Annotated in this window: 14 protein-coding genes, 2 tRNA genes and 1 other annotated feature; of the genes, 5 read left to right on the top strand and 11 right to left on the bottom strand. The window is 54.1% G+C overall.

The window, feature by feature from the left end:
- Positions 1–8: 8 nt before the first annotated feature.
- The gene (locus tag H6F94_RS10820; protein WP_190802227.1) at positions 9–722 is read right to left on the bottom strand and encodes a hypothetical protein; all 714 of its coding nucleotides are present in this window, start codon (positions 720–722) and stop codon (positions 9–11) included.
- A gap of 164 nt (positions 723–886) precedes the next feature.
- Between H6F94_RS10820 and H6F94_RS10815 the strand changes: the two genes are divergently transcribed.
- Positions 887–959 (top strand) — tRNA-Met (locus tag H6F94_RS10815).
- A 160-nt stretch (positions 960–1,119) separates the two neighbouring features.
- On the opposite strand, the gene H6F94_RS10810 is transcribed toward H6F94_RS10815, so the two are convergent.
- The 10 genes from H6F94_RS10810 to rplS form a co-directional block, all read right to left on the bottom strand.
- Complete coding sequence (locus tag H6F94_RS10810) at positions 1,120–1,593, bottom strand: hypothetical protein (protein ID WP_190802226.1); 474 nt, start codon at positions 1,591–1,593, stop codon at positions 1,120–1,122.
- A 50-nt stretch (positions 1,594–1,643) separates the two neighbouring features.
- Positions 1,644–4,016: a ComEC/Rec2 family competence protein gene (locus H6F94_RS10805; RefSeq protein ID WP_190802225.1), complete on the bottom strand. Its 2,373-nt coding sequence runs from the start codon at positions 4,014–4,016 to the stop codon at positions 1,644–1,646.
- A gap of 188 nt (positions 4,017–4,204) precedes the next feature.
- The gene (rplL, locus tag H6F94_RS10800) at positions 4,205–4,600 is read right to left on the bottom strand and encodes a 50S ribosomal protein L7/L12 (RefSeq protein WP_190802224.1); all 396 of its coding nucleotides are present in this window, start codon (positions 4,598–4,600) and stop codon (positions 4,205–4,207) included.
- 56 nt (positions 4,601–4,656) lie between these two features.
- Entirely contained in the window at positions 4,657–5,184 is a 528-nt protein-coding gene (gene rplJ / locus H6F94_RS10795) for a 50S ribosomal protein L10 (protein WP_190802223.1), read from the bottom strand.
- A gap of 35 nt (positions 5,185–5,219) precedes the next feature.
- Positions 5,220–5,373 (bottom strand) — a sequence feature (ribosomal protein L10 leader region).
- 10 nt (positions 5,374–5,383) lie between these two features.
- Complete coding sequence (rplA, locus tag H6F94_RS10790; RefSeq protein WP_190802222.1) at positions 5,384–6,097, bottom strand: 50S ribosomal protein L1; 714 nt, start codon at positions 6,095–6,097, stop codon at positions 5,384–5,386.
- Between the two features lie 60 nt (positions 6,098–6,157).
- Entirely contained in the window at positions 6,158–6,583 is a 426-nt protein-coding gene (gene rplK / locus H6F94_RS10785) for a 50S ribosomal protein L11 (RefSeq protein WP_190802221.1), read from the bottom strand.
- A 74-nt stretch (positions 6,584–6,657) separates the two neighbouring features.
- Positions 6,658–7,302: a transcription termination/antitermination protein NusG gene (gene nusG, locus H6F94_RS10780; RefSeq protein WP_190802220.1), complete on the bottom strand. Its 645-nt coding sequence runs from the start codon at positions 7,300–7,302 to the stop codon at positions 6,658–6,660.
- Complete coding sequence (gene secE / locus H6F94_RS10775; RefSeq protein WP_190802219.1) at positions 7,299–7,574, bottom strand: preprotein translocase subunit SecE; 276 nt, start codon at positions 7,572–7,574, stop codon at positions 7,299–7,301. The genes nusG and secE overlap by 4 nt, the downstream gene beginning before the upstream one ends.
- Before the next feature lie 176 nt (positions 7,575–7,750).
- Positions 7,751–7,823, bottom strand: a tRNA-Trp gene (locus H6F94_RS10770).
- 81 nt (positions 7,824–7,904) lie between these two features.
- On the bottom strand, positions 7,905–8,366 hold the full coding sequence (gene rplS, locus H6F94_RS10765; protein ID WP_190802218.1) for a 50S ribosomal protein L19: 462 nt from the start codon (positions 8,364–8,366) through the stop codon (positions 7,905–7,907).
- A 229-nt stretch (positions 8,367–8,595) separates the two neighbouring features.
- On the opposite strand from rplS, the gene psbU reads away from it, so the two are divergent.
- From psbU to H6F94_RS10745, 4 genes are all read left to right on the top strand, one after another.
- Positions 8,596–9,021 carry a photosystem II complex extrinsic protein PsbU gene (psbU, locus tag H6F94_RS10760; RefSeq protein WP_190802217.1) on the top strand — a complete coding sequence of 142 codons (426 nt, stop codon included), beginning with the start codon at positions 8,596–8,598 and terminating at the stop codon, positions 9,019–9,021.
- 131 nt (positions 9,022–9,152) lie between these two features.
- Positions 9,153–10,805, top strand: a complete 1,653-nt coding sequence (nadB, locus tag H6F94_RS10755; RefSeq protein WP_313949263.1) for an L-aspartate oxidase — start codon at positions 9,153–9,155, stop codon at positions 10,803–10,805.
- A 38-nt stretch (positions 10,806–10,843) separates the two neighbouring features.
- The gene (gene coaD / locus H6F94_RS10750) at positions 10,844–11,386 is read left to right on the top strand and encodes a pantetheine-phosphate adenylyltransferase (RefSeq protein WP_199320335.1); all 543 of its coding nucleotides are present in this window, start codon (positions 10,844–10,846) and stop codon (positions 11,384–11,386) included.
- On the top strand, positions 11,344–11,922 hold the full coding sequence (locus H6F94_RS10745; RefSeq protein ID WP_190802216.1) for a F0F1 ATP synthase subunit B family protein: 579 nt from the start codon (positions 11,344–11,346) through the stop codon (positions 11,920–11,922). The genes coaD and H6F94_RS10745 overlap by 43 nt, the downstream gene beginning before the upstream one ends.
- Positions 11,923–12,097 lie beyond the last annotated feature (175 nt).

Here is a 12,097-nt window from a genome sequence, read left to right as displayed (position 1 = left end):
AGTTGACCTCAGGGAGTTCTAGTTTCTGCTGCAATTGGGATATTGTCGACAGCAAGGCGCAAGCGCTGCTCAGGGTAGTCGGTCAGCCGTATCGAGAGCGTCTTAGCATTCTCAACAGATGAAGCAGGAACCTTGACGATGCCCTCGTAGCTTTGGCTATTCGGCGGCAGCTCGCCAGGCAAATCTTCAGCCCTGGCTTTAAGGCTTTGGCCCTGGTCATCAGTCACTTGTAGCAGGCTGTAGAGAAAGCGGACAGCTTGGTCGCTGCTGTTTTGCAGTTGTACACCCAAGACTAAATTTCTGCCTTCTCGGCGCACAGAGCGCACTTCTAGTGTGATGCCCTGGTTGCTGCTAGCTTGCGGTAGGCTACCTTCTGCAGCTGCCTTGGGAGAGGAGGTTGCCTGAGCAGCCCCTTTGCTCTGATCACTACCGCGTCCGGTCCCGACGACCTTCAGCTTGGCTTCGACTCCCGTGATCAATTGCTTTTCGTTGAGAAGCGCCATTTTACCGCGAGGCTGAATAGTGGTTGCCCCGGATTGCTGTTTGCCCGTGTTGTTCCAGTTGCCATTCAAGTCTGGTTGGGTGACGCCCATGAGCGCTCGACGACCAAAGGCAAAGCCCCAGGAGGCGCTGATCACCCCTGCTGCAACCATCAGGGTGAGCAACAGCAGCGTCAAGATTGCTGTTGTACTGAGCCGGAATGTAGTGGGCCGAGCAGTCATAGGAGTTGGAGAAGAAAGGATTGGGTGCGGAAGTGGCGAGGGTAAAGTGGCCGGGGACTAAGGACTCACGGTAGGATAAAAACTCGAATGCAGAGCTGACTACGCACAGGCCGCCTGGTTCTGGAGCTGGTTCCAATCCTGCATTGATGACCGAGACGAGCCATGCGCCCTTGGCCGATTGGGGAGGCAACGAACTCATAATTCGTCTTCAGACTGGTTCGATTCCAGTAGGGCGCACTTTAGGCCGTGGCTTTTAAATAGCGATATTGATAGAACCTGAGACTTGGGCTGGGTTCAGCTCAAGCCACTAGAGACAGAAGAGTATCTCGCGTTGAGATGATGGGTCTCTCCTGCCCTAATTGGCTTGCCCAAGGCTGGCTACAGCGCCAAACTAGTCCTACCAGAGGCTACGCACTGGGCGAGACGGTGCGGGAGCAGGTTGGAATACGGGTGTAGGAGCGACAGCCGGAGAGGTGCTGGTTTCAGTTTCAGGGGGCTCTGTTGTGGCTCGGTAATAGCTGGAGGATTCCTGGAGCGAAGTTGTGTAGGGATTCGGCAAATCTAGGCTGCGAAGGTAGGGGGTCTCCTGGGTTTGCTGAGTGTAGGCATCACGGATGATCGTGGAGATGGCTCCAATCTGCTGTTCAGCCACCTGATCTGGGAAGCGAAGTTCAAAGCGGCGAACTGCGCCTTCACTGACTTGCTCAAGGGCATCGGGAAGGGAAGACCGAAATTCGGTTGATGGCTCCGGCACAGTCTGAGCTTGGACAGGTTGTGCACTGACTGACAGTAACCAAGCCATCGATGTCAGAGCACTGAACTTCAGGCTCCAGTAACCACTCTTGCGACTGCCAACACTCCTAACGCCCATAATGCTAGGCCTCACAACGCCTTAAAGTTTGCTGCTGATTGTACCCTAGCTCACCCAGCACCCGCATCGACCTGCTCAATTTGGTCCAATGTCGTCTGAAACCCTCGTTGCGGCGTCCATTGCAGCGCACCATCTCGGCCTGTCCAAAATACCCGAATGCCCTTTTCCTGCAGGCTTCGGCTGGTTTCAGCTGTAATTGTTGAAGCAGAGGCAATCGCTACCTCTGGATGGACAGCGTTCAAGATCTGGTCAGTAAGGGCCTCGCCATCCCACCAGAGAACCTTGGCTTGAGGAATGGCGGACTGAGGCGCAACAGGAGTTGCCGTTGAGGCTGGAGCTGGTCCTGAGGCAGGTCGAGCGCTACCACTGCCTAGCAACAACCAAACTTGATCTCCCAGCGTCAAGCTCAGCAGCAGCGGCTCGGCACTGAGAAGCTGCACCTGCACTGGTCCCATACTGACTGTGCTGCCTAGTTGTAAGGCTTGATAACCGGTGCCAACATCCCCTATGGCCGTGAGTAGGTCTTGATAGGTGCGAGGGGCAGCTCGGAACCCTCCATCTCGAAACTGGGAGACAGACAAGTCCTGCAGCAGAAACTCCCAGCCCCCGCTAAAGTTGGCCTGAGGGCTAGTGGCAATCGCCCAGTCAATCTGATTGATTCCCTGCTTTTGTAGAAAAGGTAGTACTGTCAATGCTGCTGTTGTAATATCGCCGCTGTTGATCAGCATGGTCTTGCCATGATCCTGAATCACCATGACTGGCGTACGCTCAGCGGCTAGCAGCGTGACTTGAAACTTGGTTCTTTGCCAGTACCAAGTCGGAACTGCAACTAAGAGCACGGCTAAGGTGAGGGCTAAAGCCCAACGTCGTCGCCACCAGGCCTGTTGCCAGACCAGCAGTAGCAGACCGTAAAGAGCAATGACTTGGACAATAGAAATACTGCCTACAGCGTAGACATTACCTGGCAGGCGGTTGAACCAGGTCACTATCGCGATCAGCAGGCCCAAGACTGGACCTAATAACCAGGCCACTGCTGAGCCCGCCCACACCGATACCAAGCTCACCAAGGCGCTGAGCATACCTCCGATCGTGGCTACCGCCAGCAGAGGGGTTGCCACGACATTGGTGAGCAAACTATAGGGGGCAACCTTGCCAAAGGCGAATAACTGTAGAGGCAGGGTCCAGAGATAAGCGGCTAAAGGAACTGCAATCCCTGAGGCCAGGGTAGGGGGTAGCCAGTCTAAAGCGCGGCTCAAGGGCGATGCACTGACTAGCAGGCCTAGAGTTGCTAGAAAGCTCAGTTGAAAGCCCAGATCCCAGATCCACTGAGGATTAATCAGCAGCAGGACTACAGCCGCGACCAGCAGCGAACCCAATGGCTGCGTCTTACGTTCCCGCATCAGGGCAATCAAGGCTCCCAACCCCATAATTGCTGCCCGCAAAATTGACGGGCTTAGTCCTGTGAGCAGGGGATAAATGGCCAAAATAGCCAAACCCGCTAGGAGCCGCAGACGGGGAGGACGTCCCCGTAGCAGCGTCAGGGTGAGGCCGAGCAGCAGCGAAACTTGAAAGCCAGAAGCCGCAAAGGCGTGGGCTAGTCCGGCTTCAACAAACTGATCACGAACATCATAAGGAACATCAACAGCGCGACTGCCTAAGACTAGAGAGCTTAACAATGGTCCTTTGGGGCTTCCTAAACCAAGAACCTGGGTGCGAACAATGTGCTGTTGCAGCTGCCACCAGCCAAGACCGTGGGCTTTCTTCGGCGCAGGCTCTGGATTAACGTCAGAAACCGGGGCCTCACTCTTGTCTTCTAGCGTCTGGATTGAAACTTGCCGACCACTGAAGCCAGCGAAAGCCCCAGAGCGGGCTAGATAAGCCTGAAAATCAAAGCCATTAGGATTGCGAGCTGAGCTGGGTTGATACAGGGTCCCAGCAATATCAATTTCCTGGCCGGGAGTTAACCCGGTCGCCTGAGTGAGGGGTAGGGTGACATAAAGTTGACCAGTGACTAGCTTTGGGTCACTGTCTAGAGGCTCTAGACGAGATGCTTGTAGCCAGATTTGGGCACGGCCGCTGCGAGTTAAGTGGGGAAGGCTGGTGACCTCACCATGTACGACGACATCAGATTGAGGTGCTAATCGGCTGAGGTCTGAGGCAGTAGGCCGAGGCAAGCGCCAAGCAAAATACAGCGATGCCAGACAAGCTAGGACTGCTGCTGCTAGCCACACAGCACGGCGAGGACCACGCCGCCAGCGCTGAGGCAACGTAAAAGCCGCCAGTAGTCCTGCTGCCAGTAGAAGCCAGCCTCCAGCTGGAATCGCCGTCGCTAGCAGCCCAGCTAGATAAGCAAAGCTGAGAAAAAGATTGGCAGAGGTGGGACCAGCGAGGGGCGGCCCAGGCGTACTAACTTTACGATTCACTGCCTGAAGATCGAGAAACTGCCAAGAGAACTGCCGAGAGATTACTACAACTGACGGCGTCTACAACTGGCGGCGTCCGACCAAGGGGAAACCCCAATTGAAAACCCAATTAAAACCAATTAAAAAGAGCCCCGTAGGGCTCTTTCAACCGTAATCTACCAGCTCTAGGTAACCTAGCGAAACTGAAGTTACTTAACGCTTACCTTGCCGCCAGCTTCTTCAATCTGCTTCTTGGCGTCTTCGGCTGCGTCCTTAGCAATGCCTTCCTTGACTGGCTTGGGTGTTGATTCCACCAGATCCTTGGCATCCTTTAGACCCAGACCGGTGAGGGCTCGAACCACCTTGAGTACTGCAATTTTCTTGTCAGCGGGCACGTCTTCGAGAATGACGTCGAATTCGGTCTTCTCTTCGACTTCTTCAGCAGGAGCTGCGGCGCCAGCAGGAGCTGCCATAGCAAAGCCACCTACTGGAGCTGCTGCACTGACACCAAAGGTGTCTTCGATTGCCTTGACTAACTCAGAAGCTTCCAGCAGAGTCATGCTCTTGAGCTGATCAACAATCTGGTCGATTTTTTCAGTTGCCATGTTTAGGATTCCTCTAGTTACAAATCTGGACTCTGTTGCGCTGATACGCTACTTGCTTAGGCAGCTTCTTTTTCAGAAACAGCCTTAATGGCACGGGCTAGCGAGTTGGGGACTTCCTTGATGCCCACGGCCAGCTTGGTGGCAACGCCGTTGATCGCACCAGCTACTTGGGCAATCAGCACTTCCTTCGAAGGCAGATCGCCAATTGCCTTGATCTGGTCAGGAGTCAGAGCCTGACCATCCATGACGCCGCCACGCAGCTCAGTCTTTTTGCTAGTTCTTTGGAACTCTTGATAAGCCTTAACTGCCGCGCCAACATCGCCTTGCACCAACAGGAAAGCGTTGGTCCCAGCCAAGAATTTGGTCATTGGCTCCCAGGTCTGGTTGCCATCGACAGCGATGTTCATGAGCGTATTCTTCGCTACGACACAGCGTGTCTGGCTAGGGCGCAATTGACGTCTTAAGCTGCTGATTTCACTGACGGTCAGACCTTGATAGTCGACAATCAAGGCCATCTGGGTACTGACCAAGCTCTCCTTGAGTTCAGTGACCAGTCCTTGTTTGTCTGCGTACGTTCTACCCATCTACATCACCTCCTTATAAGAAGCTTTCAAGAAGCGCTGCCAACGCGAAACCCCCAGTCCAAGAACAGACCGGGGGCGAGCAAGTCCCTAAAGGAAAGCCCATATCTGAGCAATTCCTAGGCACAACCTCGGCAGGCTGATTAAGTCGCATGCGACCCCTGCTGTCTCCGGTCAGATATGCAGTTGTTAGCTGAAACTCTTAGGCAACGTCTCCTAACTTCATATCTCGCAGTGCGCTGATATCCACCTGCACTGAGGGACCCATCGTAGCTGAAACGTACATGGTCCGCCAATAACGGCCCTTGGCTCCAGAAGGACGGTTGCGATCAATCGTTTCCTGCAACGCCTTGAGGTTCACCAACAGGTCTTGAGGACTAAAGCTGGCCTTGCCAAACATCACGTGCACGATGCCGCTCTTGTCAGCCCGGAATTCTAGTTTACCGGCTTTGAACTCGCTAATTGCCTGAGCGACGTCAAAGGTGACGGTGCCGCCCTTCGGTGAGGGCATCAAGCCGCGAGGACCAAGCAAGCGACCTAGCTTAGCGACTTGAGGCATCATATCTGGAGTTGCCACCAGGATATCGAAATCCATCATGCCTTTCTGGATGTCATCGATCAGCTCTTCTGAGCCGGCAATGTTAGCACCAGCATTATTGGCCTCGGCCACCTTTTCGCCACGAGCGATCACAGCCACCCGAATGACCTGACCCGTGCCTTTGGGCAGCGCGACTGTCGTCCGGAGTACCTGATCGTTGTACTTGGGGTCAATGCCTAAACGAATGTGAGCCTCAATAGACTCAGGGAATTTCGCTGTGGCCGTTTCTTTGACCAGAGACAAAGCTTCTAACGGCGAGTAGGGTCGGTCTTCGACCTTGGCCTGGAGGCCCTGCATTCTGCGCGATAGCGTTGGCATGTCGAGTTTACTCCTTGGGGTCTATAGCGAAGCTCAGCTTCTTCCCCATGTATGGTTTGATTAGTCGCGGATGGTAACGCCCATGTTGCGGGCTGTCCCTTCCACGATTTTCATGGCTGCCTCAATGTCATTGGCATTGAGGTCAGGCATCTTCGTTTGAGCGATTTCCTGTAACTGAGCACGGGTCAGAGCACCAACCTTCGTAGACTTGGGGTTGGCAGAGCCGCTGTTAATGCCCAACGCCTTTTTGATCAGCACCGAGGCTGGAGGCGTTTTGAGTACGAACGTGAAGCTCCGGTCTTCATAGACCGAGATTTCCACAGGCACGACCAACCCCGCCTGTTCGGCAGTACGGGCGTTGTACTCCTTACAGAACATCATAATGTTGACGCCGTGCTGACCCAGAGCAGGACCAACCGGAGGCGCCGGGTTCGCTTTGCCAGCGTTGAGCGCCAGCTTAATCACCGCAACTACTTTTTTTGCCATTGACTCGAACTAACTCCGATTGACGGGCGATCGGGGACAAGGCTAACCCTGCCCCTGATCCTCTTTTTTGGTCCCTACCCCTCTTTCTGGACCTGGTTAAATTCCAGCTCCACTGGGGTGTCGCGGCCGAAAATGGACAGCAATGCCTTGAGCTTGTTGCGCTCAGGGCTAACTTCCACGACTTCCCCTTCAAAGTCCTTAAATGGACCTGAAAGAACTTTGATCCGATCGCCAGCAGCCATGCTGACCTTGATCACCGGCTCCTGCTCCTCAGCCTGCTTGAAGATGCGCTCTACCTCTGCATTGCTTAAGGGCAGAGGTTTGACGTGGCCTCGGCCTCGCCCATAGCGCCGCCGCTGCTCAGCACCAACGAAGTTGATTACGTTGGGAGTGTTTTTCACGACCTGCCAGACTTCGTCATCCATCAGCATGCGCACTAGCACATAGCCGGGGAAGATCTTTTCTTCGGTTCCCTGGCGTGAGCCGTCCTTGCGGATCTTAATGGCTGGCGTTTGAGGAATCTCGATCTGCACGATGCGATCAGCCACATCTAGCGTCTGAGCGCGCTGCTCTAGGTTGGCTTTCACTCGCTTCTCGCAGCCCGAAGCTACTTGCACTGCGTACCAACGCGCGTTGCGCTGGAGTTGTTCAAGCTCTACCTGCTCGAAGTCAGGGCCGTCATTGAGCTCGCCACCGTTCAAGTCTGCTGCAAAGGTCATGATGCAAATATCCGTGTCGCAATCCAGCCGAAAGCGCCGTCCACCGTGTAAATCAGCAGAGCCGAGAATACGACCATTAACAGGACTGCCGCAGACTCACTAATGAGCTGCTGACGGCTCGGCCAGACCACCTTAGCCAATTCCTCTCGGGTTTCCTGAAGGAACTGGGGCAGGTTAAACCGATTTGCCCCAGTTCCAGACTCCTTGACAGAGCCTTCTTTCTGCGCCGGTGACGCTCCCTTCTTTGTCTGGTCGCTGTCTTTCTCCGCCATTGTGCGCAACCTCGCGTTGTCTACCAGCTTCGAGGCTGATCCCCGCTGACCTTGTCGAACACTGAGTCCGGTTTATCAAGACGGAAGAAAACCCGAAAGCCCTCTGAATCAACTCTACTCGAGCCAGCTCAGACCTGCCTCCGGGCTCCCCCTCCCAGATAAGCTCTCTAGCTCAGCGCGCCCTGGAGGACTCGAACCCCCGACATCAGGTTTTGGAGACCTGCGTTCTACCAACTGAACTAAGAGCGCTCAAGAGCAATTGCCCCTGAATCAAGTCAGCGGCTTAACCTTTATACAGTATGCCTAAAGGCTGCCCACGTCAACTAGAGTTTAACTTTCGGCCTTGGCAGCTAGCTGAGCTTGTCGCTTAGCCTTGGCCTTGGTCTTAGCTTTGCTCAGAGCCTTGACGCCTTCAACCTTGTTGGTGTCTACGGGACGGTCGAAGCGCTGCTTAATGCGGGTTGCCTTACCGACGCGATCGCGGAGGTAGTAGAGCTTGGCTCGACGGACGCGACCGCGTTGAATAATCTTGATGCTTTCGACCCGCGGGGAGTGCAATAGAAAGACCCGCTCAACCCCAACACCCTGAAAGACGCGACGAACCGTGATAGTGGCGTTGATGCCACTGTTACGCTTGGCAATCACAACTCCTTCGTAGGGCTGGACGCGCTCTTTTCCACCTTCTTGAATCAGCACGCCGACCTTGATAGTGTCGCCAACGTGGATTTCCGGAAGGTTACCCTTCATTTGTTCCGCTTCAATCGCGCGGATTATTGCTTCTGCATTCGGCATAGTACGGCCTTGAATAGCGGAAAATCGGCATTAGATCATCCTATCGCATGGCTGAGCCATTGGTCTGGCCTATCCACCCAAGCCAGCATTGGTAAGCTGCTTGATATGAGGCTTTAACGGCTCTAAACACTCGGGCCATAGGTTTTTGGACCAATTTCTGTAATGCTGTGATTATTCAATCTGCTGTGCTTGCTCTGTGCCTGTTGACAAGTAGGGAGGTATGGGTTTCGTGAAACCATTGGTTCGGCTTTTTGCACTGGCAACGATGATTTTGACCCTGAGCCTGGGTTGGGGTTTACCCACCTGGGCTAGCGCGATGACAGGTGTGGGAGCCCCGTCAGTGCGCCTGATGGCAGAAGCTGAAAGAGGGCCGGTGCGCAATGTAGTAGAAGATTTGCTGGGCAAACTGGGTCAAAGAATTGATCTCAATAACACCAACATCTCTGCCTTTCGTAAAATCCCTGGTCTTTACCCGACGGCTGCTCGGGTAATTGTTCAAAACGCGCCTTACGAGAAAGTTGAGGATATCTTGAATCTGCCCGGTCTCACCGAGGCTCAGAAAGAGCGGGTTCGTGAGAATTTGGACAAATTCACTTTAGGACCAATTAACGAGTCTCTGGAGCGGGACCGAATCAACAACGGCATCTATCGCTAAGTCTCAGGTGCGTTCCTTCAGTTTTTGCTTCACATTCTGAATCCTACGTTCCATCACCTCCTGTTCAATTTGGCGTTGTTTCTCAGTGCCAAACTGGATAGGGGGTGTTCTTGTATCCCCTAACTCCGAGAGTGCTGAGGTACGCCAGTGAGGATGCGCTCTTGAAACCGGATTTTGATGTGCTGGTTATCGGTGGCGGAGCTGCAGGGCTGTATACCTCTCTGCTCTTGCCTCAAGCTTGTCGAGTGGGCTTAGTCACTAAAGACACGTTATCGCTCTCAGCCAGTGGCTGGGCACAGGGTGGCATTGCTGCAGTGATCGACCCGGGTGATTCTACCGCTCTGCATATTGCCGATACCATGGCCGCCGGTGTGGGACTATGCGACCCGGTTGCTGTCAAGTTCCTAGTGGAGCAGGCCCCTCGGCATATCGCTAAGCTCGTGGAAATGGGAGTGGCCTTCGACCGCTATGGTGAGCAACTGGCCCTGACTTTAGAGGCCGCTCATTCGCGTCGTCGGGTGCTCCATGCGGCTGATGCTACTGGGCGAGAACTGGTGAGCACGCTTACAGCTCAAGTTTTAGCCAGATCCAACATTCAAATCCTCAACCAAACTTTAGTCCTAGATCTCTGGCAGCATGAGGGCCGATGTCAGGGTGTTTGCTTGGTCGAAAGCCAACACCTGCCGCTGAAACCCCGTTGGTTGAGTGCTCGGGCAGTGATTCTGGCAACAGGCGGTGGTGGCCAACTGTATGCCCGGACCACCAATCCGCCTCCCAGTACTGGCGATGGTGTTGCAATGGCTTGGCGTGTGGGGGCTTTGCTTCAGGATCTGGAGTTTATGCAGTTTCATCCCACAGCCCTGAGCGTGCCAGGCGCCCCCCGCTTTTTGATTAGTGAAGCAGTGCGGGGCGAAGGTGCCCATTTACTGGATGCCGCCGGTGAGCGATTTGCCTTTGCTTATCATCCGCTGGGCGAACTAGCTCCACGGGATGTTGTCAGTCGAGCCATTTTTACTCATTTGCAGCAGACTCAGCCAAACAATTCAAACGCCACAGTGTTTCTGGACTTGCGGTCTATCCCTCGAACAACCGTTGAGCACCGCTTTCCCAATATTTTGCGAGTTTGTCAGCAGTGGGGGGTAGACCCACTCACCCAGGCCATTCCGGTAACACCTGCTGCTCACTATTGGATGGGCGGCATTGTCACCAACTTACAAGGGGCCACAACGGTTCCAGGCCTCTACGCTATTGGTGAGACTGCCAGCACCGGTGTACATGGGGCAAATCGTCTGGCCAGCAATTCCTTGCTGGAGTGTTTGGTGTTTGGTGCCGAGGTAGCTGAGGCAGTTATTACCGAACCTACACCTACTCACTTGACGCCGCCTCAGTCCCTTGAGCTGACCCCTACTGATGGACCCAGCCCTGTGGCTGAAATTCGTCAAGAGCTACCTTACTTGCTGTGGCGAACTGCTGGGCTGTCTCGCAATGGAGCAGATTTGAGCCAAGGCCTAGACCAAGTAGAAGCTTGGCAGGCTGCTGCTAGTCCCTTCTTTTCTTCCTCCCAAGGCCTGCCCAAAGCTCCGGAACTGCGTACTGCGTTAGAGACACACAACTTACTTGATGTCAGTTATCTACTGCTTAAGAGCGCGCTTTACCGCACGGAGAGCCGAGGCGCTCACTTCCGCCAGGACTACCCTGATTCGCAAGTGTCCTGGCAAGTTCATACCTTAGTTCAAGGTCAGGTGTGGCAGCAGGGCAAACTTGGCGTGGACTTGCCGGTATAATCTCTAAGTTTCATACGTTCCTCGCTTATCCTACGCTCTTGACACAGCAAGGCCCTGCCCCCGCTACCCGTCCGGGAATTGCCATCTATCCCGGCAGCTTTGACCCAGTTACTCTGGGGCATCTCGACATTATTGAGCGAGGCTGCCAACTTTTTGCTCAGGTCATCGTAGCGGTACTGCGCAATCCCAACAAAGAATCGCTATTCTCAGTGCAGCAACGCATCGAGCAGATTCGCGAGGCCACGCAGCATCTGCACAATCTGGAGGTAGATTCGTTTGCAGGTCTGACTGTAACCTATGCCAAAGCAAGGGGGGCACGAGTGTTACTGCGCGGATTGAGGGTGCTATCCGACTTTGAATTAGAGTTGCAGATGGCACATACCAATAAGACCCTGTCTGACGCGTCAATTGAGACGGTTTTTCTGGTAGCCTCCACTGAGTACAGTTTCTTAAGCAGTAGCCTGGTTAAAGAAATTGCCCGTTTCGGTGGTCCGGTCCATCATCTAGTCCCAGAACGAGTTGCTCTGGATATCGCCACATGCTACGCCAAGACCCACCCAACGTCCGATCAGGAGGCCTGAATATCCAACGGGAACTCGACCGGCTTGAGGAAATGGTGCTCGACAGTCCCCGTTTCCCGCTGAGCAAACGCACGCTGGTCGATGAAGAGCAACTCCTAGAGCAGCTCGATCAAATTCGCCTGAACTTACCGTCAGCCTTTGAGGAAGCTGAGGAAGTTCTAAATCAGAAAGATGAGATTATTGGCCAAGCTAACCGCTACGCTCAAGAAGTAATTGAAGCGGCCAAGCAGCAGGCCAGTCAGCTAGTCGAAGAGTCTGGGCTCCTGCGCCAAGTTGAGGTTGAAGCGAACCAGATTCGACGTCGCTTGCAACAAGAAATTGAAGAGGCCCGCAGTGCGGCGATGGCTGAAATTGCTCAAATGCGACGCCAAGCTCAGTCTGAATGGGAAGCAGAATACCAGAGAGCTGTAGCTGAGCGCGACCAGATCCAACGCGGCGCTGATGAATATGCGGATCAAACCTTATCCGGTTTAGAGCAGCAACTCAATGACTTAATGCGCATCGTGCGCAATGGGCGTCAGCAGCTTCGTTCTTGATACATATCTTCACAAATAAAGCGTCTTGGGTATTTGCACTCTTTCATAAGGTTGCGTAGTATCTAAATAAGTGTAAGTTTTTCCACTTCGATTGAGCTTACATCTCGTTCGTCAGCCATCGCCAAGGATCTCCGGGCCGAGAAAAGCCGGAGAGTGGGCAGGGTTGGCGGTACTG

This window comes from Leptolyngbya sp. FACHB-261 (genome assembly GCF_014696065.1).
GTDB lineage: Bacteria > Cyanobacteriota > Cyanobacteriia > FACHB-261 > FACHB-261 > FACHB-261.
This window is presented reverse-complemented; position numbering and strand designations above follow the sequence as displayed.

Excerpts from the sequence above, each read along its gene's own strand:
- rplL (WP_190802224.1), bottom strand. The coding sequence starts at position 4,600 with ATGGCAACTGAAAAAATCGACCAGATTGTTGATCAGCTCAAGAGCATG.
- secE (WP_190802219.1), bottom strand. The coding sequence starts at position 7,574 with ATGGCGGAGAAAGACAGCGACCAGACAAAGAAGGGAGCGTCACCGGCG.
- rplJ (WP_190802223.1), bottom strand. The coding sequence starts at position 5,184 with ATGGGTAGAACGTACGCAGACAAACAAGGACTGGTCACTGAACTCAAG.
- rplA (WP_190802222.1), bottom strand. The coding sequence starts at position 6,097 with ATGCCAACGCTATCGCGCAGAATGCAGGGCCTCCAGGCCAAGGTCGAA.
- nusG (WP_190802220.1), bottom strand. The coding sequence starts at position 7,302 with ATGACCTTTGCAGCAGACTTGAACGGTGGCGAGCTCAATGACGGCCCT.
- rplS (WP_190802218.1), bottom strand. The coding sequence starts at position 8,366 with ATGCCGAATGCAGAAGCAATAATCCGCGCGATTGAAGCGGAACAAATG.
- H6F94_RS10810 (WP_190802226.1), bottom strand. The coding sequence starts at position 1,593 with ATGGGCGTTAGGAGTGTTGGCAGTCGCAAGAGTGGTTACTGGAGCCTG.
- rplK (WP_190802221.1), bottom strand. The coding sequence starts at position 6,583 with ATGGCAAAAAAAGTAGTTGCGGTGATTAAGCTGGCGCTCAACGCTGGC.
- H6F94_RS10820 (WP_190802227.1), bottom strand. The coding sequence starts at position 722 with ATGACTGCTCGGCCCACTACATTCCGGCTCAGTACAACAGCAATCTTG.
- H6F94_RS10745 (WP_190802216.1), top strand. The coding sequence starts at position 11,344 with ATGCTACGCCAAGACCCACCCAACGTCCGATCAGGAGGCCTGAATATC.